The organism is Candidatus Accumulibacter similis, assembly GCA_013347225.1.
GTDB lineage: Bacteria > Pseudomonadota > Gammaproteobacteria > Burkholderiales > Rhodocyclaceae > Accumulibacter > Accumulibacter similis.
This window is the reverse complement of the sequence record CP054595.1, coordinates 743,932-763,550: the sequence shown is the minus strand read 5'-3', so window position 1 is coordinate 763,550 and position 19,619 is coordinate 743,932. Positions and strand designations below refer to the sequence as shown.

The 19,619-nt window shown below is 64.9% G+C and carries 20 protein-coding genes and 1 tRNA gene; 10 read left to right on the top strand and 11 right to left on the bottom strand.

Annotated features, from left to right (window positions below):
- Nucleotides 1–412: 412 nt before the first annotated feature.
- Nucleotides 413–489 (bottom strand) — tRNA-Pro (locus HT579_03350).
- Between the two features lie 18 nt (nt 490–507).
- Entirely contained in the window at nt 508–1,476 is a 969-nt protein-coding gene (locus tag HT579_03345; GenBank protein ID QKS28069.1) for a polyprenyl synthetase family protein, read from the bottom strand.
- Nucleotides 1,477–1,642: 166 nt separating this feature from the next.
- Between HT579_03345 and rplU the strand changes: the two genes are divergently transcribed.
- The 6 genes from rplU (at nt 1,643) to HT579_03315 (ending at nt 6,231) form a co-directional block, all read left to right on the top strand.
- Nucleotides 1,643–1,978 carry a 50S ribosomal protein L21 gene (gene rplU, locus HT579_03340; protein ID QKS28068.1) on the top strand — a complete coding sequence of 112 codons (336 nt, stop codon included), beginning with the start codon at nt 1,643–1,645 and terminating at the stop codon, nt 1,976–1,978.
- Between the two features lie 19 nt (nt 1,979–1,997).
- A complete protein-coding gene (gene rpmA, locus HT579_03335; protein ID QKS28067.1) occupies nt 1,998–2,264 on the top strand; it encodes a 50S ribosomal protein L27 in 267 nt (88 codons plus the stop codon).
- 105 nt (nt 2,265–2,369) lie between these two features.
- Nucleotides 2,370–3,476 (top strand): GTPase ObgE, encoded by a 1,107-nt coding sequence (obgE, locus tag HT579_03330; protein ID QKS28066.1) that lies wholly within the window; start codon nt 2,370–2,372, stop codon nt 3,474–3,476.
- Entirely contained in the window at nt 3,473–4,609 is a 1,137-nt protein-coding gene (locus tag HT579_03325) for a glutamate 5-kinase (GenBank protein QKS28065.1), read from the top strand. The genes obgE and HT579_03325 overlap by 4 nt, the downstream gene beginning before the upstream one ends.
- Nucleotides 4,610–4,778: 169 nt before the next feature.
- Nucleotides 4,779–5,462 carry a class I SAM-dependent methyltransferase gene (locus tag HT579_03320; GenBank protein QKS31472.1) on the top strand — a complete coding sequence of 228 codons (684 nt, stop codon included), beginning with the start codon at nt 4,779–4,781 and terminating at the stop codon, nt 5,460–5,462.
- Between the two features lie 37 nt (nt 5,463–5,499).
- Nucleotides 5,500–6,231 carry an inaA protein gene (locus HT579_03315; GenBank protein ID QKS28064.1) on the top strand — a complete coding sequence of 244 codons (732 nt, stop codon included), beginning with the start codon at nt 5,500–5,502 and terminating at the stop codon, nt 6,229–6,231.
- Here the strand turns inward: HT579_03315 and HT579_03310 are convergent.
- Nucleotides 6,228–6,581, bottom strand: coding sequence for a DUF190 domain-containing protein (locus HT579_03310; GenBank protein QKS28063.1), 354 nt, complete (start codon nt 6,579–6,581; stop codon nt 6,228–6,230). The genes HT579_03315 and HT579_03310 overlap by 4 nt on opposite strands.
- 13 nt (nt 6,582–6,594) lie before the next feature.
- The gene (crcB, locus tag HT579_03305; protein QKS28062.1) at nt 6,595–6,981 is read right to left on the bottom strand and encodes a fluoride efflux transporter CrcB; all 387 of its coding nucleotides are present in this window, start codon (nt 6,979–6,981) and stop codon (nt 6,595–6,597) included.
- A gap of 361 nt (nt 6,982–7,342) precedes the next feature.
- Here crcB and HT579_03300 point away from each other — a divergent pair, with 361 nt between their 5' ends.
- Both HT579_03300 and msbA read left to right on the top strand, forming a co-directional pair.
- Entirely contained in the window at nt 7,343–7,543 is a 201-nt protein-coding gene (locus HT579_03300) for a hypothetical protein (protein QKS28061.1), read from the top strand.
- Between the two features lie 232 nt (nt 7,544–7,775).
- Nucleotides 7,776–9,596, top strand: a complete 1,821-nt coding sequence (msbA, locus tag HT579_03295) for a lipid A export permease/ATP-binding protein MsbA (GenBank protein ID QKS31471.1) — start codon at nt 7,776–7,778, stop codon at nt 9,594–9,596.
- A gap of 74 nt (nt 9,597–9,670) precedes the next feature.
- Here msbA and HT579_03290 read toward each other — a convergent pair whose 3' ends face one another.
- The 5 genes from HT579_03290 to HT579_03270 are packed head-to-tail and all read right to left on the bottom strand — an operon-like array spanning nt 9,671 to nt 14,788.
- The gene (locus HT579_03290) at nt 9,671–11,107 is read right to left on the bottom strand and encodes a hypothetical protein (GenBank protein ID QKS31470.1); all 1,437 of its coding nucleotides are present in this window, start codon (nt 11,105–11,107) and stop codon (nt 9,671–9,673) included.
- 22 nt (nt 11,108–11,129) lie between these two features.
- On the bottom strand, nt 11,130–11,903 hold the full coding sequence (locus HT579_03285) for a heptose kinase (protein ID QKS28060.1): 774 nt from the start codon (nt 11,901–11,903) through the stop codon (nt 11,130–11,132).
- Nucleotides 11,900–12,724, bottom strand: coding sequence for a lipopolysaccharide core heptose(I) kinase RfaP (rfaP, locus tag HT579_03280; protein ID QKS28059.1), 825 nt, complete (start codon nt 12,722–12,724; stop codon nt 11,900–11,902). Before rfaP ends, HT579_03285 begins: the two co-directional genes overlap by 4 nt.
- Nucleotides 12,721–13,833 carry a glycosyltransferase family 4 protein gene (locus HT579_03275; protein QKS28058.1) on the bottom strand — a complete coding sequence of 371 codons (1,113 nt, stop codon included), beginning with the start codon at nt 13,831–13,833 and terminating at the stop codon, nt 12,721–12,723. The genes rfaP and HT579_03275 overlap by 4 nt, the downstream gene beginning before the upstream one ends.
- 52 nt (nt 13,834–13,885) lie before the next feature.
- On the bottom strand, nt 13,886–14,788 hold the full coding sequence (locus HT579_03270; GenBank protein ID QKS28057.1) for a lysophospholipid acyltransferase family protein: 903 nt from the start codon (nt 14,786–14,788) through the stop codon (nt 13,886–13,888).
- Between the two features lie 205 nt (nt 14,789–14,993).
- On the opposite strand from HT579_03270, the gene HT579_03265 reads away from it, so the two are divergent.
- On the top strand, nt 14,994–16,163 hold the full coding sequence (locus HT579_03265; protein QKS28056.1) for a methionine adenosyltransferase: 1,170 nt from the start codon (nt 14,994–14,996) through the stop codon (nt 16,161–16,163).
- A 119-nt stretch (nt 16,164–16,282) separates the two neighbouring features.
- Complete coding sequence (locus HT579_03260; GenBank protein QKS28055.1) at nt 16,283–17,512, top strand: HD-GYP domain-containing protein; 1,230 nt, start codon at nt 16,283–16,285, stop codon at nt 17,510–17,512.
- 26 nt (nt 17,513–17,538) lie between these two features.
- Here HT579_03260 and HT579_03255 read toward each other — a convergent pair whose 3' ends face one another.
- Together HT579_03255 and HT579_03250 are read right to left on the bottom strand one after the other, a co-directional pair.
- Entirely contained in the window at nt 17,539–17,679 is a 141-nt protein-coding gene (locus HT579_03255; protein QKS28054.1) for a hypothetical protein, read from the bottom strand.
- A 1-nt stretch (nt 17,680) separates the two neighbouring features.
- Entirely contained in the window at nt 17,681–19,603 is a 1,923-nt protein-coding gene (locus HT579_03250) for a DUF4178 domain-containing protein (GenBank protein QKS28053.1), read from the bottom strand.
- Between the last annotated feature and the right edge of the window lie 16 nt (nt 19,604–19,619).

Here is a 19,619-nt window from a genome sequence, read left to right as displayed (position 1 = left end):
TTCGACGCCGCCGGTTCAGCCGCCTTCGCCTCGGGATTCACGCAGGTGAGCGGCACAGCAATAGTAACGGCCGTTGGCGAGCAGGCTCTCGCTGACCGGCTGGTTGATACCACATTGAGCACACGGGACCATTCGCTCGGCCGCGCGATCGCGCGGCGCGTCCGTCCTCCCCGGCTTGCGGTAACTGCGCCACGCCCACCATGCGAAGAGCGCGAGAACGAGCATGAGGAGGTACTTGGTCATCGCCAGAAGAGGTCTGCAGAGCGCCTAAGCATAGCAGATGGCCGGCGCCGGCGGCCAGTCCATGGTCAGAGCAGATCGTACGGGAAACGCCGCCGGTGAACGCGAAACCCCAGTGCTCCGGCGACGGACCACCTGCGCGCACCAGAGTGCAAGACTGAAACATGGCGGATGGTCGGGGCGAGAGGATTCGAACCTCCGACTCCTGCGTCCCGAACGCAGTACTCTACCAGGCTGAGCTACGCCCCGACCGAAGCGACACCAGAGCTAGTACGTCCTGGCGACCGCGAAGAGGCATAATTCTAGCAGGGAATCGCGGTACTGAGAAGCGGGAACAGCTGCCAGAGCACGCGCCGCAAGCTCGGTTTCGGCTGCTGCTCTGCGCCGCGCATATTCGAGCGCGCCGGTTTCACGCACCGCCGCCAGGACCTCCGGCAGGCTATCCCGGCCACCGTCCTCGATGGCCCGGCGAACGCTCGCGGCCTGCTGGGGATTGCCGTTCTGCAGAACGAAGATCAGCGGCAGGGTCGGCTTTCCCTCGGCGAGGTCATCGCCCAGCTGCTTGCCCGTCTCGAGTTCGGCACCCGAATAGTCCAGCACGTCGTCAATCAGCTGGAAAGCGGTTCCCAGGTGCATGCCGTAGACCGCCATTGCCTTCTCGATGTCCCCGCCGGCACCGCCAATGATGGCACCAACCTGTGCCGCCGCTTCGAACAGTTTCGCCGTCTTGTAGCGGATGACCTGCAGATAGCCTTCCTCATCGACGTCCGCATCGTGGCAGTTCATCAACTGCAGAACCTCGCCCTCGGCGATGATGTTGGTCGCGTCGGACAGCACCTGCATGATGCGCATGTCGTGCACCGCAACCATCATCTGGAAGGCGCGCGAATAGAGGAAGTCGCCAACAAGCACGCTGGCCGAATTGCCGAAGAGCGCGTTGGCAGTCTGGCGACCACGCCGCAAGTTCGACGCGTCCACCACATCATCGTGCAGGAGCGTCGCCGTGTGTATGAACTCGATCACTGCCGCCAGCTGATGATGGTGCGTGCCGCGATAGTCGAGAGCACCGGCCGCAAGCAGCACCAGCGCCGGGCGCAGCCTCTTGCCCCCGCTGTGCACGATATACTCGGCCACCTGCCGCACCAGGGCCACGTCGGAATGCAGGCGTTGACGGATCACCGCGTCGACAGCGGTCATGTCCGACCCGATCAGCCTGTACAGCTGCTCCATTCTCACGACGCGGCACCCTGGCACGAAACCTGCGGATCTTAGGCGTGACCCTCCCCTGCGTCAAGCAAGCCGTTCCGCGAGCCGGAAAAAGCTTTGACGAAGGGAGAAAACCCGGTAGAATGCGCGGTTCTTTGCTGCACATCGTTCAGTTTTCGTTTACCTGGAGTCCAACATGTACGCGGTGATAAAAACCGGTGGCAAGCAGTATCGCGTTGTCAACGGCGAAAAATTGAAAATAGAACAGATACCGGCAGAAGTTGGCGCAGAAGTTACCCTCGATCAGGTTCTCATGCTTGGTGAAGGCGAGGCGGTGCAGATCGGCACGCCGCTGGTCACCGGCGCCGCAGTCAGGGCAACTGTGCTGTCCCACGGCCGTCACGAAAAGATCCGCATCTTCAAGATGCGCCGGCGCAAGCACTCGCAGAAGCATCAGGGGCATCGCCAGAACTACACCGAGATTCGCGTTGATGCAATTGCTGCCGGCGCCGCGACTGCGCCTGCAGCCTGACACGAGAGGAGTCTGATCCATGGCACACAAGAAAGCCGGCGGCAGCGTACGCAATGGCCGCGACTCGGAAGCGAAACGCCTGGGCGTCAAGCGCTACGGAGGACAGCTCGTTCGCGCCGGCAACATCATCGTTCGCCAGCGCGGCACCGCCTACCACCCGGGCGAGAACATGGGCATCGGCAAGGACCACACGCTGTTCGCCCTGGTGGACGGCCATGTGCAGTTTGCCATCAAGGGCGCGCTTGCCCGGCGCACGGTCAGCATCGTTCCCCTTGCCGCCGACTGAGCCACCGCACGTTGGCGGTTGCATGCCAACCAGAGCAGGCCCAAGCCCTATCCTCTCCGGTAGGGCTTTTTGTTTGCAGTCGCGAGCCAGTGACGGGAGGGGTCCATGAAGTTCATTGACGAGGCAAGGATCTCGATTGCTGCCGGCGACGGCGGCAACGGCATCGCCTCGTTCCGGCGCGAGAAGTATGAGCCGGAGGGCGGTCCTGACGGCGGTGACGGCGGCCACGGCGGCAACGTCCATTTCGTTGCCGACCGCAACGTGAACACGCTGATCGAGTACCGCTATCGGCGCAGGTTCAACGCCAAGCGCGGCGAGAACGGTCGCTCGAGTGACTGCTACGGCAAACGCGGGCCGGATCTCACCCTGCGCGTGCCGGTGGGTACGGTCATCGCCGACGTCAATAGCAACCGAATCCTCGCCGACCTCGACTGCGACGGCAAGAAGGTTCTGCTGGCCAAGGGTGGCCGGGGCGGTTTGGGCAACGTCCATTTCAAGTCCAGCGTCAATCGGACTCCTCGGCAGTGTACCCGCGGCGAGCCCGGCGAGCAGAGAGATCTGCGCCTCGAGCTGCGCCTGCTCGCCGATGTCGGCCTTCTGGGCCTGCCCAATGCCGGCAAGAGCACCCTCCTGCGCGCCGTTTCGGCCGCGCGACCGAAGGTGGCCGACTATCCGTTCACCACTCTCGAACCACACCTCGGCGTCGTCCGGGTCGACGACGAGCGGAGCTTCGTCATCGCCGACATTCCCGGCCTGATCGATGGCGCGGCCGACGGCGCAGGCTTGGGCATCCGCTTCCTCAAACACCTCAAACGTACCCGGCTGCTGCTGCACATCGCCGACCTGGCACCGACCGATCCAGCCGCCGACCCGGTCCGCGATGCACGGGCCATCGTCCATGAGCTCGAGCGCTACGATCCCGAACTGGCGCGGAAGCCGCGCTGGCTGGTGCTCAACAAGCTCGACCTGATACCGCCGGACGAGCTCGAGGCCCGGATCGCCGGCTTTCTGCAAGCCTGCCAGGCGGATGATGTTCCGTGCTTCCGGATCACTGCCATCAGCGGCGGCGGCTGCCGCGAGTTGATGCAGCGATTGCAGGAAACGCTCGACCGTCTGCCGCGACCTGCCATGGCCGACGCGGCGACGGCCGGCGACGGTGAGAGTTCGTGGCCGGCGCTGCCGCCTGACGAAACGCAGCCCAGCCAAGCATGACGACCACCCGCATTGCAGCAGCTCGTCGGCTGGTCATCAAGGTCGGCTCGGCTCTGGTGACCAACAATGGGGAAGGCCTGCACCTCACCGCAATCAGCGACTGGGCGAGGCAGATTGCCGAAGTGCACCGACTGGGCAAACAGGTAATCCTGGTTTCTTCGGGCGCGATCGCCTGCGGCCTGCAGCGTCTCGGCTGGCGAAAGCGACCGCGTGCCGTACACGAGTTGCAGGCTGCCGCAGCGGTCGGCCAGATGGGGCTGGCGCAGGTCTACGAAAGCGCCTTCGGCCGGCACGGACTGCACACGGCGCAAGTCCTGCTCACACACGACGATCTCGCCGACCGCAAACGCTACCTCAACGCCCGTTCAACCCTGAGCACCTTGCTGGAGCTGGGCGTGGTACCGATCATCAACGAGAACGACACGGTCGTCACAGACGAGATCAAGTTTGGCGACAATGACACGCTCGGCGCGTTGGTCGCCAACCTCGTTGAAGCCGACTGCCTGATCATCCTCACCGATCAGCAGGGTCTGTTCACCGCTGACCCGCGCAAGGATTCGACAGCAACGATGGTCGCCGAGGCGCGCGCCGGGCTACCCTCCCTGGAAGCGATGGCCGGCGGTGCCGGCACGCAGTTCGGCAAGGGCGGCATGATCACCAAAGTCATCGCCGCCAAGCGCGCGGCACGCAGCGGTGCCCACACCGTGATCGCCAGCGGCCGCAGCACCGACGCCATTCTGCGCCTGGCACGAGGAGAGCCCCTGGGGACGCTGCTCGTCTCAGAGACACCGCCGCTCACCGCACGCAAACAATGGCTCGCCGACCACCTGCAGCTGAACGGCAGACTGCTGCTCGACGGCGGCGCCATCGGCGCGCTGCGGGAGGGCAGGAGCCTGTTGCCCATTGGCGTTCTGGCGGTGCACGGGGAGTTCGAACGTGGCGCCGCAGTTGCCTGCGTCGCCGAGGATGGCGGCGAGATCGCTCGCGGCCTGGTCAACTACGGCAGCAGCGACGCGCGCCGCATAGCGCGCCGCGCCAGCCAGGACATCGAAGACATTCTCGGCTACATTGACGAGCCCGAGATCATCCATCGCGACAACCTGATTCTGACCTGCGAGTCGACGGCAACATGACCCGGCAGCCGTGCCATTCTCCGATCATGCCTGCCAGCGGTCAGCCAGCGATGCGCCATCGATGTTGCCTGCTGGTCGAACACGCGGCGATGCCAACAGCCGGTGACCGGCTGTGCTATCCTTGCCGCCCGGCTGCATCATCCCCGGCAATCAGGGTACCCGCGACGACATGAACGACGAACACAAGCAGTCCATCCATTTGCCCTTCTCCGAAAAGTACACCGACTCACACTCGCAGGAGTACTTCCAGAAGCACGATCGGAAAAAGCTGTCGGATCGGCTCGAGCATCGGATGGCGGCACGCGCGCTGGCGCTGGCCGGCAACCCCTCGTCGGTGCTCGACCTGCCGTGTGGCACCGGGCGCTTCTGGTCACTGCTGGCCGAAGACGCGCAGCGGGAACTGCTGGCAGCCGATTACAGCCAGGCGATGCTCGACGTCGCCGCCAAGGTACGGTCTCCAGAAATCGTCAAACGATTCCGGCTGCTGCAGTGCTCCGCCTTTGAGATCAGCCTGCCCGATGCCCACGTCGACTGCATCTTTTCGATACGCCTGGTGCATCACATCGGCGACTCAGCCCATCGGCTCGCGCTCCTCAGGGAGTTCCGTCGCGTCACCCGGGACACCGTCGTGCTGTCTCTCTGGGTCGACCGCAACTACAAGGCCTGGCGTCGGCGGCGGCTCGAGGTGAGGCGCCTGCGCGCCGGCGAGACGAGCGACAACCGGTTCATCGTTCCGCGCCAGCAGTTTGAGCGCGAGTGCCGCGAGGCCGGTTTCGCCATCGTCGGGCACGTGGACTTCCTGCCCTACCTCTTCATGTGGCGCGCCTACGTGCTGCGCAAAATGCCGGCCTGAAATCGTTTTGGCAAGGCCGGCGGCCGTCCACCAATCCATGAACGTGCGCGATCTCTTTCCGTCCGAGGCCGCCCGGAGCGAGCTGCAGCACCACCAGCTCGCAGGTTTCGGCCCGTTGTGGTCGCTCGCAACCGACTGGCATGAAGCCCCCAACGCGAGACGCGGCGGCTGGAGCGGGGTCAGCCGTCATCTTCTCGCCGATGGCAGCGCGATCTTCGTCAAACGTCAGGAAGACCACCTCTGTCGGACGCTGCGCCACCCCCTGCGCGGCATCCCCACCTTCTACCGCGAATACCGGAACATCCTGCGCCTGCACCGACACGCCATTGGCACCCTGGAAGCACTGTACTACGGCGACCGCCGAGACGCCGGACAATGGCAAGCGATCCTCGTGACCCGCGCCCTCGACGACTTCAGCAGTCTCGACGAATGGAACCTGGCGAACCCGCAGCCGGCACCACACCACCGCGAGTCACTGATCGCTGCCATCGCCAGCGCCTGCGCCCGTCTCCACCGCCAACGGCTGCAACACAGCTGCCTCTACGGCAAGCACGTCTTCGTCCGTCGCAGCCCGAACACGCCCGGAGCCTACGAGGAAAGCGACGTTCGCTTCATTGATCTTGAGAAGCTGCGTCGGGCAATCAGCCGCGGGCGCGCCAGCGCCCATGATCTCGACCAGTTGCGGCGACACACGAGCGGCTGGGACGACGCCGACTGGCAGTGCTTCAACGCGGCCTACCGGCAGCAGCTGGCCCGCCCCCAGCCCTAGCCAACAGCGCTCGGCTGGGGAGGGTCCTGCGCGTCGGGATTGATGATGTCGAAGCTGGCCGCCACCCGCGAGCAGAAGACCCTGACCTTCTCGTGCCGAAGCAAGTCGACGATTCGCCGTTCCTCTTCCTCGGTAACGACGAACTCGACCTCAATGCAACCACTGCCGGAGAGCTCGAAGAAACGATCCTCGTGTATTGCATGGCGGCGCCCGAAGCCGCCCACCGCACGGAACGCCGAGCCGCCACGGATGCCGAGCCGGTTGCCCTCGGCGAGCAGCCATTCCCAGAGCAGGGCGCCATGCAGGCGCTCGCCTTCGCCGACATAGAAGCGAAGCAGCGAACCCTTCATCTGCGCCACCCCATCAGCTCGCACCCTTCAGCCAGACGACGGTGGCCATGCCGGCAATGGTCATCAGCAGCGAGCCGACGACATGTACCAGAATCAGCACGGCCGCCCATAGAAGTCGACCCTGTTGCAGCAACACCGCCAGCTCGGCGGAAAAGGTCGAGAAGGTCGTCAACCCGCCGCAGAAACCGGTGATCACGAGCAGACGCCACTCCGGCGAGACGGCCGCGGCGAAGGCGAAAAAGGCGATCGCCACTCCGATGACGTAGGCGCCGAACAGGTTGGCGACGAGCGTTCCCGGCGGCACGCTCGGCAACAACGCGTTCAGCCTGACGCCGAGTTGCCAGCGCAGCAGTGCGCCAAGCGCAGCGCCAACCGAGATGGCAAGGATCGATTTCCACATGCAGGCGCCTCAAGAAACACTTCGTGGGCGGACGATCTGTGCGACAACCGGGATGGCCGGCTGCGTAACACGAGTATCTCGTCCCCTGCCCGCTGTCCAGCAACGTCGGCCAGTCCGCCGGGTGACTATAGCACTCGTGCGGACCGCCTGCACGGTCTGCCGCGAGGATCGCGCCAGCTGTGCACTAGTTCCTTTCCGACCGTGCCCCGGCACGCAGATACTTTGCTCAGAGGTGACGATTGCATCAACGCCTCTGACCCTCAGCCCTGACGTGAGCAGCGGGCGCCAGGGCGACTGCAAAGCCGCTGGTTGATCTGGCCCGTCCGTCCGGCAGCATGACCGGGGGACCATGGAGGTTGAAATGAAAGTGATGATGGTAGTGGAAGGCGGCGATTGCGCACTCCGGATCGAACCCGAGGACGAGGAGGGACTGGCCTTGCTGGCGGCCTTCGGACTGAACGGAGCATACCAGGCGAAGCTCGGCGGCACGGCTGGATCGACGACGCTGGCGGCGGAGCGGATCTGTTCGAGCTATGAAGGAGCGCCGGCCGAACTCGACTGAACGGGCCAGGCCGGGCGCGGGCACGCAACAGGCCATCTTTCTCCCGATGCGTGCCCTCCGGGGACAGCCGGCCGACTCGGCAGAGGGATGGTGCCACGGCGTGCCGGAGCGTGGTCACTCGCGCCGGCATCGACCACCGCCGCAGCAGCTTCGAGAGCGCCGCAGCGGAGCGATGACGTGAGCCACGTGTTACACTCGTCCGCCATCCGATCCAGCTGCCACCCGCGTGTCCATTCCCAGAGAAAGCGCCGCACCGGTTTCCTCCCTGCGCATCTATCTTCGCCTGCTGGGCTATCTGCGGCCGCTGCTCGGCCTGTTTGTGGTCAGCCTGCTCGGCTACCTGATGTTCGCCTCGTCGCAGCCCATGCTCGCCGCCATCCTCAAGTACTTCGTCGATGGACTCAACGCTGCCAAGGGAAGCACCGCGTACTCGATTCCCCTGCTCGGCCAGCTCGAACTGATCTACGCCGTACCCCTGCTTCTTCTTCTCGCCGTCACTTGGCAGGGCCTCGGTTCCTTTGTCGGCAACTATTACTTGGCACGGGTGTCGCTGGGTCTCGTCGACGACCTGCGGCGAGCGCTGTTCAACAGCCTGCTGCGGCTGCCGAACTCGTACTTCGATCAGCACAACTCCGGACACTTGGTTTCCCGCATCACCTACGATGTGACCATGGTCACCGGCGCCGCGACCGACGCAATCAAGGTCGTCATCCGCGAGGGAATGACGATCGTCTTCCTGTTCGGCTACCTGCTGTGGATGAACTGGCGACTCACCCTGCTGATGGTCGCGATCCTGCCGATCATCGGCCTCATGGTGCGCAGCGCGAGCCGCAAGTTCCGCAAGCAGAGCAGGAAGATCCAGGTCGCGATGGGCGACCTGACCCACGTCGTGGCAGAAACGATCCAGGGCTACCGTGTCGTTCGCAGTTTTGGTGGCGAGGACTACGAATCGGCCCGCTTCGCGGACGCGAGTGCAAACAATACGGCACGGCAACTGCGCATGGTGCGAACGGCGGCCAGCTATGGCCCGGCGCTGCAGTTCGTCACCTTCAGCACCATGGCGGCGTTGCTCGTTCTCGTCCTCCTGCTGCGCGGCGATGCCACCGCCGGCGACCTGGTCGCCTACATCACCGCTGCCGGCATGCTGCCGAAACCGATTCGCCAACTGTCTGAAGTCAGCTCGACCATCCAGAAGGGCCTTGCGGGTGCGGAGAGCATCTTCTCGCAACTCGATGAATCGCCGGAGCCCGATCACGGAATCATCGAGCGCGAACGCGTCAGCGGTCATCTCGAGGTCCGCGAGCTCTCGTTCACCTACCCGGGCAGCAGCCAGTGCGTTCTCGACAGAGTCAGCTTCGTCGTCGCGCCCGGGCAGATGGTGGCCTTGGTCGGGCGCTCGGGGAGCGGCAAGTCGACGCTGGCGAACCTGATTCCCCGCTTCTACCACCACGACTCTGGCCAGATATTGATCGACGGCACAGCGATCGAAGCCTATACCCTGCGCAACCTGCGCCGACACATAGCCTTGGTGACGCAACAGGTCGTCCTCTTCAACGATACCGTCAGCAGCAACATCGCCTACGGCGATCTCGCCGGCGCGCCGCGCAGCCAGGTCGAGGCCGCCGCGGCAGCAGCGCACGCGCGCGAGTTCATCGATCGCCTGCCGGCCGGCTTCGAGACGCTGGTTGGCGAGAACGGAGTCATGTTGTCGGGCGGCCAGCGGCAACGCCTGGCAATCGCCCGCGCCCTGCTCAAGGACGCACCGATCCTGATCCTCGACGAAGCGACCTCGGCGCTCGACACCGAGTCGGAGCGCCATATACAGAACGCCCTCGACCGTGTCATGGCCGGGCGCACGACACTGGTCATCGCCCATCGGCTGTCGACCATCGAGAGAGCGGACCTGATCCTCGTCATGGACCAGGGCAGCATAGTCGAGCGCGGCACGCACGCCGAACTGCTGGCCGCGAACGGCCACTACGCGCGCCTGCACGCGATGCAGTTCGAGGATGCAGAGGAAGCGCAGCAAACAAAGCCAGCGGCAGCAGCCTGAGGGATCGTCAAGAAGTCGTCATGTTGACAACCTCAGCGGCCTGACGACACCCGCTGCCCACCGGCTGACGTTCTTCAGGCCGCCGGCAAGTGATCGTCGAGCCAGCGGTACAGGGCGGATCCGACTGGCCAATTGCGCAGCAGGCGCGCCCGGTCACGACTCCAGGCGCGGGAATGCGCCGCTGCCGAGCGGTGCTGGACGACATCATCGAGATCGATGAGCCAGACCTGGCCAGCGTGCCAGAGCAGATTCATCGCCTTGAGGTCGCCATGAGTGATCCGCTGCCGGTGCATCGCCGCAAACAGTTGGAGAATCGCCCGCGCTTCGGCAGCCGGCGGCTCACGGTCAGCAGCAAGATGCAACAGCAGGTTCTCCCCCGGGCAGTATTCGCTGACCAGCCAGGCGCGTCGACGCAGCGGCCCCAGGCGCTCCTCGATCAGCGCCAAGGGCGTCGGCGTCGCGATGCCGAAAAACTGCAGCCGGTGCGCTGCACGCCAGGAATGCCACGCGCGGCTGGGACGCAGCGCGCGTCCCAGCGCGTGGCCGAGCCCCTTGAGGTTGTAGCGCTTGAGCAGCAACATCTGGTGATCGACGAGGACCCGCGCAACCGTACTCGTGCCGCCGTCCTTGAGGATCCGTCCCGCCCTGATGGCTTCATCCGGAGACGCGATGACGGCTGCCAGCGCGCCAGCTTGCGCGCGCGCGACTGCGGTGAAACGCGCTGCGGTCTGCGTGACGGCGAACAGGCTACAGTCGCGTACCGTCTTCGCCAGGAGGTCGCGCAAGCGCCACCGCCTGACCCTGGCGATCTGCTCGCGCAGCGCTGCCATCGATGGCACATCCACACCAGCCCCGGCAGCATGGGCGGGCAGCAGCAGCGACAGCTCGTCGTCCCATGCGGCGGGCAATTGTGCCAGCAGAACGGCCAGGTTGGCAGTGGCCTCGTGCAGTGGCACAGGCTGCCCCGGCGGGCCAAGCCGCAGCGCATCGCCATCGATGACGAAGATTCGCCCAGCGTGGCACAGGAAATTGCCGAGATGCAGGTCTTCATGCACCAACCCGGCAGCGTGCAGGCGACCCAGGGTGTGCAACAGCGGCAACAGGCGGGCAACAGCCCGCGGGTCGCCAGCCGGTCGGCCGCGCAACGACTCCCACGCCTGCGCAAAGCTCTCGGCAGGATCGAGGAAATCCGTCAACAGGGCATGGCCACCACCGGCAATTGGCACCGCCGCGCGCACAGCCGGCGTCGGGATGCCGGCGCGACGAAGCGCTGCCAGGCCCGCCTGTTCGCGGTGCAAATGGCGCTCGCCACGTTGTCCGATGAAGAGTTTGGCCAAGACCCGACGACCATCCACCTCGGCGTCGCCGACCAGACGCTTGCCGGGCAACACGCGCAGCAGACGAAGGACGAGCAGCGAGCGACCGTCCGCCAGGAGGACGCGAAAAGGCATCGGCACCGCACGCCCCGCATCACGCAGCGTGCTGGCATTTGTCAGGGCGACGGCGGTCATCATCCGCCGCTCACCCGGAAGGCTAATCCCGGCCAGCGAAGAAGGCGACAATCCGCCGGATCCGCTGCCGGTCCGCTGCGGTCAGTCGCTGCTGCTGCGCGTAGTCGAGATAGAACCGCAGCCGCTGGCTGCGCGACAGCTGCGTCTTCGCCAGTTTGTCGAGACACGCGAGATCCTTGGTAATGCGGTAGCCCAGCACCGCTCCGCGGTAGAAACTGCCGCTCGGGCAGTCGATCAGGTACACCGTCGGCACGGCCGCACCGTCGACCAGAAGATTGCGCCACTTGAGATCATTGTGCGCAAAGCCGGCATCGTGCAGCGTTCGCGCGATCGTCGCCACCTGGTGCAGGACCTGCGCCAGCCATTGCCGGTCGCGCAGTCGTGGATCGCCGGCGTGGGCCATCTCCGCCAGGTTCAGCGTGTCGTGGATTTCCTCGGTGATCAGCGCTCCGCGCGTGAACCGCCCCAGGCGACGTTCCAGTCCATAGGCGACGAGGGTTGCCGTAGGAATTCCCCAGGACCGGAACGTCTCCAGGTTCTGCCACTCGGCACGCACCCGCTGCAAGCCGAACCAGCGACGCAGCCCGAACCAGCGGCGGACGGCACTCTTGCCCTTGCCGCTGCCGGTGTAGCGCTTGACATAGTAGCGCCGGCCATCGACGCTGACGCGCAGAACACGACTGATAAGATCGTGGGTGATGGGTTCGCCCTCGAGCGAAAACACCTGCTCGAGGTTGGCGAACAGGGTAGCTGCAGGACCGTGCGCGAAATCGGGATTGAGATACCAGTGGTTCATGTCATCTCGCCACGGGCAAGCTTGCGCTCGTAACGTGCCTGCAGTCGTTGCGCCGTGCGCTGCAGGTCGTCGAGCAGGGAGGCTTCCTGGCGCAGGACCTGGCGCAGCGGCCGGGCGAAATAGACCCTGACGAAACGCAGCAGGTCATTCCGCGTCAGGCCGATGCCGAGTGCGGAGAAATGGAGGGCGGCCAGGTCCTTGTCACGCCAGCGCCGTGGCGTCACCGCACGTACCTGTGCCCGGTGCAGATCGATCAGAGACAGCCGCAACCGCTCTGGCGTCGGCTGCGGCTCCAGGTGGACGAGGAAGTGGCAGATGTAGAAGTCGCGATGGTTGACACCGGCGCCGTGCATTCCTCGGGCCAGTTCGGCGACACGCCGGATCAACGCCCGTTTCAGCCGAAGCTCGGGCGGCTGCGTCGACCAATCGGCACTGTAGTCCTCCAGGCTCACAGTCGGCGCCAGTTCTTCGGTGACGATGAACGACGACTGCCGCGCCGGATTCCTGCCGCTGCAGCCAAAGGCGACCGCGCGCATGGTATCGACGCCGCAGGTGTTCAGACGCTGCACTGCCTGCCACTCGTTCTGCGCGCCAAGCACCGGCAGGCGGCAGCGAAGGAGGTTCTTGGCGATCTCGGCCCAGCCGACGCCGCGATGAATCTTCACGAAATAGCCACGGCCGGCGACCTCCGTGCGCAAGGTGCGGCGAGCCTCAAGCTGCCGGAACACCTTGCCCTGCAACGCCTCGACGGCGACAAACGGGTCCTGCCCGGACCACAGGGAACGGAAGGGTTCGTCGAGATAGAGGAGACGCGCGCTCATTTCAGGATGACGTCGGCGGCGCGCTCTGCATTGGCATAGATGTCGGCGACCTCGGCGAAAGCGAGGCCATTGGCCTGCCAGCGGCGGCGCGCGGACTCGTCTGTGAGCATCCCGAGCAGTGCCTGGTCGAGAGAGGATTGCACGAAGGGCTCATCAATGATCACGCCGGCATCGGCCTCGACGATGTAATGCGCGTAGCCACAGACAGCCGTGGCAAGTACTGGCAATCCGGCAACCAGCGCCTCCAGCAGCACGGTACCTGTGTTCTCGTTGTAAGCGGGATGCAGCAGGACGTCGGCGCCAAGCAGAACGCGGGGAATGTCGCTGCGTCCCGGCAGGATGCGAACACGTTCGGCGACGCCGAGCAGACGCGCCTGACCCTGGAAGAAGCGCGGGTCATCATCGCCGATGACCAGCAGCAGGCAGCGCCTGCGAAGCTCCGGCGGCAACGCAGCCAGTGCCTTGAGACTGCGGTCGAGACCCTTCGTCCGAAACCCAGAGCCCAGTTGCAGGAGCAGGAACTGGTCGCCACGCAACCCGAACTCGCTGCGCAGCTCGAAGCGCACTTCCTCTGCGTTCGGCGGCGCTCGCCGGTCCGGCGAGATGCCGGGCGGCAACAGGTGGAACCGCTCGGCAGCGGTTCCATAACAGGCCTGGAAGAGACGCTGCTGCACCGGCGACAGAATCAGGATTTCCACCCCCGCATGCGGATCGAAGACCGCCCGCTCATGAGCAGCGAAATGCCGGTAACGTCCCGACAGGCGATATAAGGGTCCACGCTGCGTGCGTGCCTTGGCCTCGAAACACGAGTCGGCAGCGAAATAGACGTCCAGTCCCGGCATCTTGTTGAAGCCGACGACACGTTCGGCGGGGTGCGCCGCCAGATGCCCGTCCACCCAGTCGCTGAAGCGCTGGTAGCGTCGCCGGTTGGTCAACCCGCGAGCCGGCACCAGGACCAGCTCGAAGCCGGGTGGAAGATCCCCGCGCCATTCCAGGGTGTAGACGCGGATCGCATGACCGCGCTCCTGGCAAGCCAGCGCCACGCGGAGAAAATCGCGCTGCAGGCCACCGAACGGAAAGTACTTGTAGAGACAGAAGGCGATCTGCATCAGGAATTGTCGCCACCGAAACGGGCAGGCGCGAAGCGCGGCTGCCAGTTCGTCACGGCGCCAGCCCGCCTGCGGGAAGTGGCGACGATTCGCTACGACGGCGCCCCTTGTAACGATTGTAGCCCCAGAGGTACTGTCCCGGGCACTGGCGAATGAGGTGCTCGATCTCGCGGTTGATCTGTTGCGCCCGTTCTTCGATGGTGCCCTGGATCGTCTGCGTCGGCTGCTGCAGATGGAAATGGTAGCCGGCACCGCCGGGAAGCCGTTCGGCCCAGACCATGATCACGGTCGCACCGCTGTCGACCAGTCGCGCCGCCAGCGTCATCGTGTAGGCGGGTTTGCCGAAGAAGTCGAGCCAGCGCCCCTCGCCAGCTTTCGGCACGTGGTCGGGCAGGATGCCAACCGCTTCGCCACGCCTGAGCGCCTTCAGCAGGCTGCGCACGCCCGACAGATCGGCTGCTGCCAGGTGCAGTTGCGCTCGTGCCCGACCGTCTTCGATCAGCTTCTGCAGCCACGCCCGCTTTGGTGGCCGGTAGAGGACCGTAATGGGGGCGTACGTAGACAGGTACTGTGCGGTGATCTCGAAGCAGCCCAGATGTGGCGTCAGGTAGAGGATTCCGCTGCCTCGCTGCGCGGCCGCCTCGGCCAGTTCCCAGCCGGAGACCCTGATCACCCGCGCTGCCGTCTCGGCCAACGGCCGCACCCAGATGTGCGCCAGTTCCAGACCCGTCTTCCCCGCCTCGCCAATGGCAACAGGCAGCACGCGCCTTGCTTCGTCCTCGCCGAGCGCGAGCCGCATGTTCTCTGCCATGTGTCGGCGATAGGTCGGCGAGCATAGCCAGACGAGCCAGCCAAGCGCGGCTCCGAGTGCATGCAGCCAGGAGAGCGGCAGGTGGCCGAGGAGGCGAAAAAGGATGGGCACGCGGTCTTCCGAAGAGGGCAGTGGATGGCTCATGCGGCACAGGCCAGCGAAAGACGCCTTTGACCGAGCGCAGCCAGAAAAAGTATAATTATCCATCCGCCGAGTTAATCAGGACAACTTGCAGGGCGGAACGAGCCGCAGGAGCGGCCAGCAAATACTGCTAAAGCGTCGTCTGCTCGAGCCCCGGAGCCGGCCACGCGGTCGTTTCGGGGTATCTCAATTTTGGAGCAGGCGCAGCGTGAGCAAAGACTACCTCTTCACTTCGGAATCGGTGTCCGAAGGCCATCCGGACAAGGTCGCCGACCAGATCTCCGATTCCATCCTCGACGCCATTCTGGCCGAAGACCCGCCGGCAAGGGTTGCCTGCGAGACCTTGGTGTCGACCGGACTGGTGGTGATCTCGGGCGAGATCACCACCAAGGCACACATCAACTACCGCGAGATCGCTCAGGAGGCGGTTCGTCGCATCGGTTACGACAACTCGGAGATCGGCTTCGACTACAAGAGCTGTGCCATCCTGACCGCGATCAACCGCCAGTCGCCCGACATCGCCCAGGGCGTCAACGAGGGCCAGGGCCTTGATCTCGACCAGGGCGCCGGCGACCAGGGTCTGATGTTTGGTTACGCCTGCGACGAGACCGCTTCACTGATGCCGCTGCCGATCCACTACGCACACCGGATCATGCAGCGCCAGGCTGAAGTGCGCCGCGACGGCCGGCTGCCATGGCTGCGCCCGGACGCCAAGAGCCAGCTCAGCGTCCGCTACGTCGATGGCAGGCCTGTCTCGATCGACACCATCGTCGTGTCGACACAGCACGACCCCGGGGTGTCGCACGCGCAGATTTCGGAAGCGGTGATCGAGGAAGTGATCAAGCCAGTCGTTCCCAAGGACCTGCTGACCGGCAACACCCGCTATCTGGTCAACCCGACGGGGCGCTTCGTCGTCGGCGGCCCGCATGGTGACTGCGGCCTGACCGGTCGCAAGATCATCGTCGACACGTACGGTGGTGCTGCCCGGCACGGGGGCGGTGCCTTCTCCGGCAAGGATCCGTCGAAGGTGGACCGGTCGGCCGCCTACGCCGCACGCCACGTCGCCAAGAACGTCGTCGCCGCCGGGCTGGCCTCGCGCTGCGAGGTGCAGGTCGCCTATGCCATCGGCGTGGCCCGACCCGTATCGCTGATGGTGAATACCTTTGGCACCGGCAAGGTGAGTGACGAGCTCATCGTCGATCTGATCGGCAGGCATTTCGATCTGCGTCCGAAGGGCATCATCCAGTCGCTCGACCTGCTGCGCCCCATCTATCGCAAGACGGCGGCCTACGGGCACTTCGGCCGTGATGAGCCCGAGTTCACCTGGGAAGCGACGGACAAGGCGGCGGCGCTGCGTGCCGCCGCGGGTCTCGCCTAGACACCAGCAACCTGCCAAGGCGAAAGGGGCCGTATGGCCCCTTTTTTGCCGCTCGGCGTAGCGCGCGGTGTAGACTGGTGTCTGTACGGAAGGTGGTGCGGCCGGATGGGGGAATCGCGATGCTCAAGAAGATCGGCGTTCAGCAACTCAGGGTCGGCATGTACCTCAAGGAGTTCTGCGGCTCCTGGATGGAGCACCCGTTCTGGCGCTCGTCCTTCGTCATCAGCGACCCGAAGGATATCGACATCATCCGCGCCAGCAGCATCCGCGAGGTCTGGATCGACTCGGCGAAGGGCCTTGATGTCACGGCGGACGAACCGGTCTGCTCGGTGGCAGAAGAGGAGGCACAGGTCGACGCCGAACTGGAAAGTGCTGCACAGCAGGAACGTCAACTCGAGAGGGTCTCCACGGCCAGCGAGTTCGCCCGTGCAGCAAGGATCGTCGCCCGGTCCCGGCAGGCCGTCACCTCGATGTTCGAAGAGGCACGCATGGGCAGGGCGGTCGATGCGGCCAGTGCGCAACGGCTGGTCGAGGAGATCTCGGACTCGGTGAGCCGCAACCCGGGCGCGCTGATCAGCCTGGCCCGCCTGAAGACGGCTGACGACTACACCTACATGCATTCGGTCGCCGTCTGCGCCCTGATGGTTGCCTTGGCCCGGGAACTGGGCATGGATGAGGCACAGACACGTGCCGCAGCCACTGCCGGGCTGCTGCATGACCTCGGCAAGGCGGTCATGCCGCTGGACGTGCTCAACAAGCCCGGCAAGCTGACCGATGCCGAGTTTGCCATCATCAGGTCGCACCCCGAGGAAGGGTACCGTTTGCTGCTGCAAGCAGAGAGTGCCGACCCGGTGGCGCTTGACGTCGTCCTGCACCATCACGAAAAGGTCGACGGATCAGGCTACCCGAGACGATTGCGGGGCGAGCAAATTAGCATCTTCGCCAAGATGGGTGCCGTCTGCGACGTATACGACGCGATCACGTCGAACCGGCCTTACAAGGCGGGCTGGGATCCAGCTGAGTCGGTGCGCAAGATGGCTGAGTGGTGTAAGGGGCACTTCGACCCGCGCGTCTTTCAGGCCTTCGTCAAGAGCATCGGCATCTACCCGATTGGTTCGCTGGTACTCCTCAGCTCCGGTCACCTGGGCGTCGTCACGGAGCAGGGCCAGAAGTCGCTCCTGACACCACAGGTCAAGGTCTTCTTCTCGACGCGCAGCAACGCACGCATCCGTCCCGAGATGATCGACCTCGGCAACGCCGGTTGTCCGCACCGGATCGTCGGTCGTGAGGACCCGGAGAAATGGAAGTTCCCCGATCTCAACGAGATATGGTGCGCGACCCAGTCATGAAGCCCGGGCGGCAGCGCCCCGTTCGGCTACTTGTGGTAGCCGCGACCGGCCGCCATGCGGGCAGTCTGCGCAGAACTCTCGTGTCCGAACAGGCTCCAACCCTGATACTGGGCGTTGCTGAACAGGGCAAGCGCGAGCAAGCCGGCGAGCCAGTTCGCCTTGATCATTTCAGTCCTCGTCTCCGTCGCCGCGCGCGTCGTCGCCAAGATCGCTCTCGCGCCAGCGTCGTGCCTCGAATGAATTGCGCCGCCAACGGGACAGCAGCGGGAAGACGGCAAGGAAGATCAACAGCAGTACATAGTTGGACCAGCCGGTCGGGTTGCGTATGACCTCGATGGTATCGACAACGGAATCACTGTTGTCGCTGCCGAGTTCGTATTCGACCAGCAGCTGATAGGTTCCCGCCGGCACCGACCGGAACACCAGTTCGTCCGCCGGCGATCCTTCGCTCCAGCTCTCCCCGTCTTCGACCCCTTTGTAGTGGCTGATCTCCTGCTGGCCAAGATGCGCCTCACCGGTGTTTTTCTCGACCAACGTCGTGTTTACCGACAACCAGTTGTTGGCGACGCTGGTCTGGTGCCGAACGAGCAGCGCACGTGCACGGCTCTCGAGAACAAACTCCTGGCTGGTCAGCGTCGCCTCCTCGTTCTGTGCCGAGAGAACTACGCGCTGCCTGAGCACCAGTTCGGAAGCCAGGAGAAAGGTGAAAGCCAGTTGCACCAGGGTCGCGGCCAGCAGCAGTTTCCAGAACAGGCGACAGGTCTGCCGGTGCGTCTCGACCAGGGGATTCGGCTGGTTGGCATAGACCTCCCGGCGCGGCGGCGGCGGTGTCTTGATACCGAAGGCGGCGCACAGTTCGCCGGGCTCCAGGTACTCGGCCTGTGACCAGGTGGCTTCGCGCTCATTGACCTCGCGTGACAGCAGCAGCGGCGGGCAGATGTAGTCGTCGACAAAACAGCGCTCGCCGACGTTCACCCGCCAGTAGAACTCGCCGACGACGTAGATCACCTCGGCCTCGCCATGATTGAAGAGGCGAAATTCCCGTCCGGCGTGGGTGAACTTCGCCTCGCCGCGGCTGACGACGGGTGGATTTGGCAGGCTGCGCGCAAGATTCCAGTGGCCCTGATACTCGATCAGCCAGGCAAAGCCCTCCTGCACGTTGTACAGCAGGTACTCCGACCACGAGCCATCAGACCCGCCGGAACTGGAGCTGCGCCGCATGAAGCCGATCACCCGCCAGTCGTTGCCACGCAGCTGGCCCTCACTGCCGAGCGGCAGCCAGGGCACTTCACGCAGCGCCTGCGCGGCCCGTGACAGTAGGCTGAGATGCTCGTTCTCGACACCGATGATCGAACCGCAGCTCTCGCAGCCAATGCTTTCGGTCGACGGCGAATGAATCGTCAGCGCTGCCGCACAGTGCGGACACGTCAATGCACGCGCCGCAACCTGCCGCACCGCCGCGGCCGACTGCTGCTGCACGTCCCTGAGCTTGTCGAGCTGCAGGTCAGAGAAAGCAACCGACTGGCCGACAAAGACCAGCGGCGGCGTCTCGCTGTAATCGATCGTCAAGAAGCGATCGTTGCCCCGCAGGTCGGCGGTATTGACGTCGTAGCCCGCGGCGACGCGGAAGGGCAGTTCGCCCTCGCCAGCAATGCAGCGCGCAGTCGCCAGATCGGTGACAATGAATCGCCGGCCGTCGAGAGTGACCGGCATCTCGGGCGCCAGCGTCGCGAACGCCGGCAATGGATCTCTGACTGCGACCTGCGCGCTGACGATCAGCTCGCCCGACGCCTCGGCAAGCCAGGCGCTGCGCCCGTCATCGAAGAGGATGTGCCACTCGTTCCAGACGCCCGATTCGTACTGCAGCTGGATGCGGCCGATGACCGCGAAATGGCGCTGACGAAAACGGCCCTCGCTGCCAATCCGGATCGGAGAACTGTCCTCGAGCAGTTCTGCCATGCGCCCGATGTTCTGCAGGTCCTCGCCGCTGCGCAGCAGCGTGCTGCGGCAGAAATCGCAGACGACATACAGCGAGGTGGCAGCGCGAAAGACGACCGGCGCGCCACAGGACGGGCAACTGGCTCTCTTCACGAGTGGCGGGCCGGCG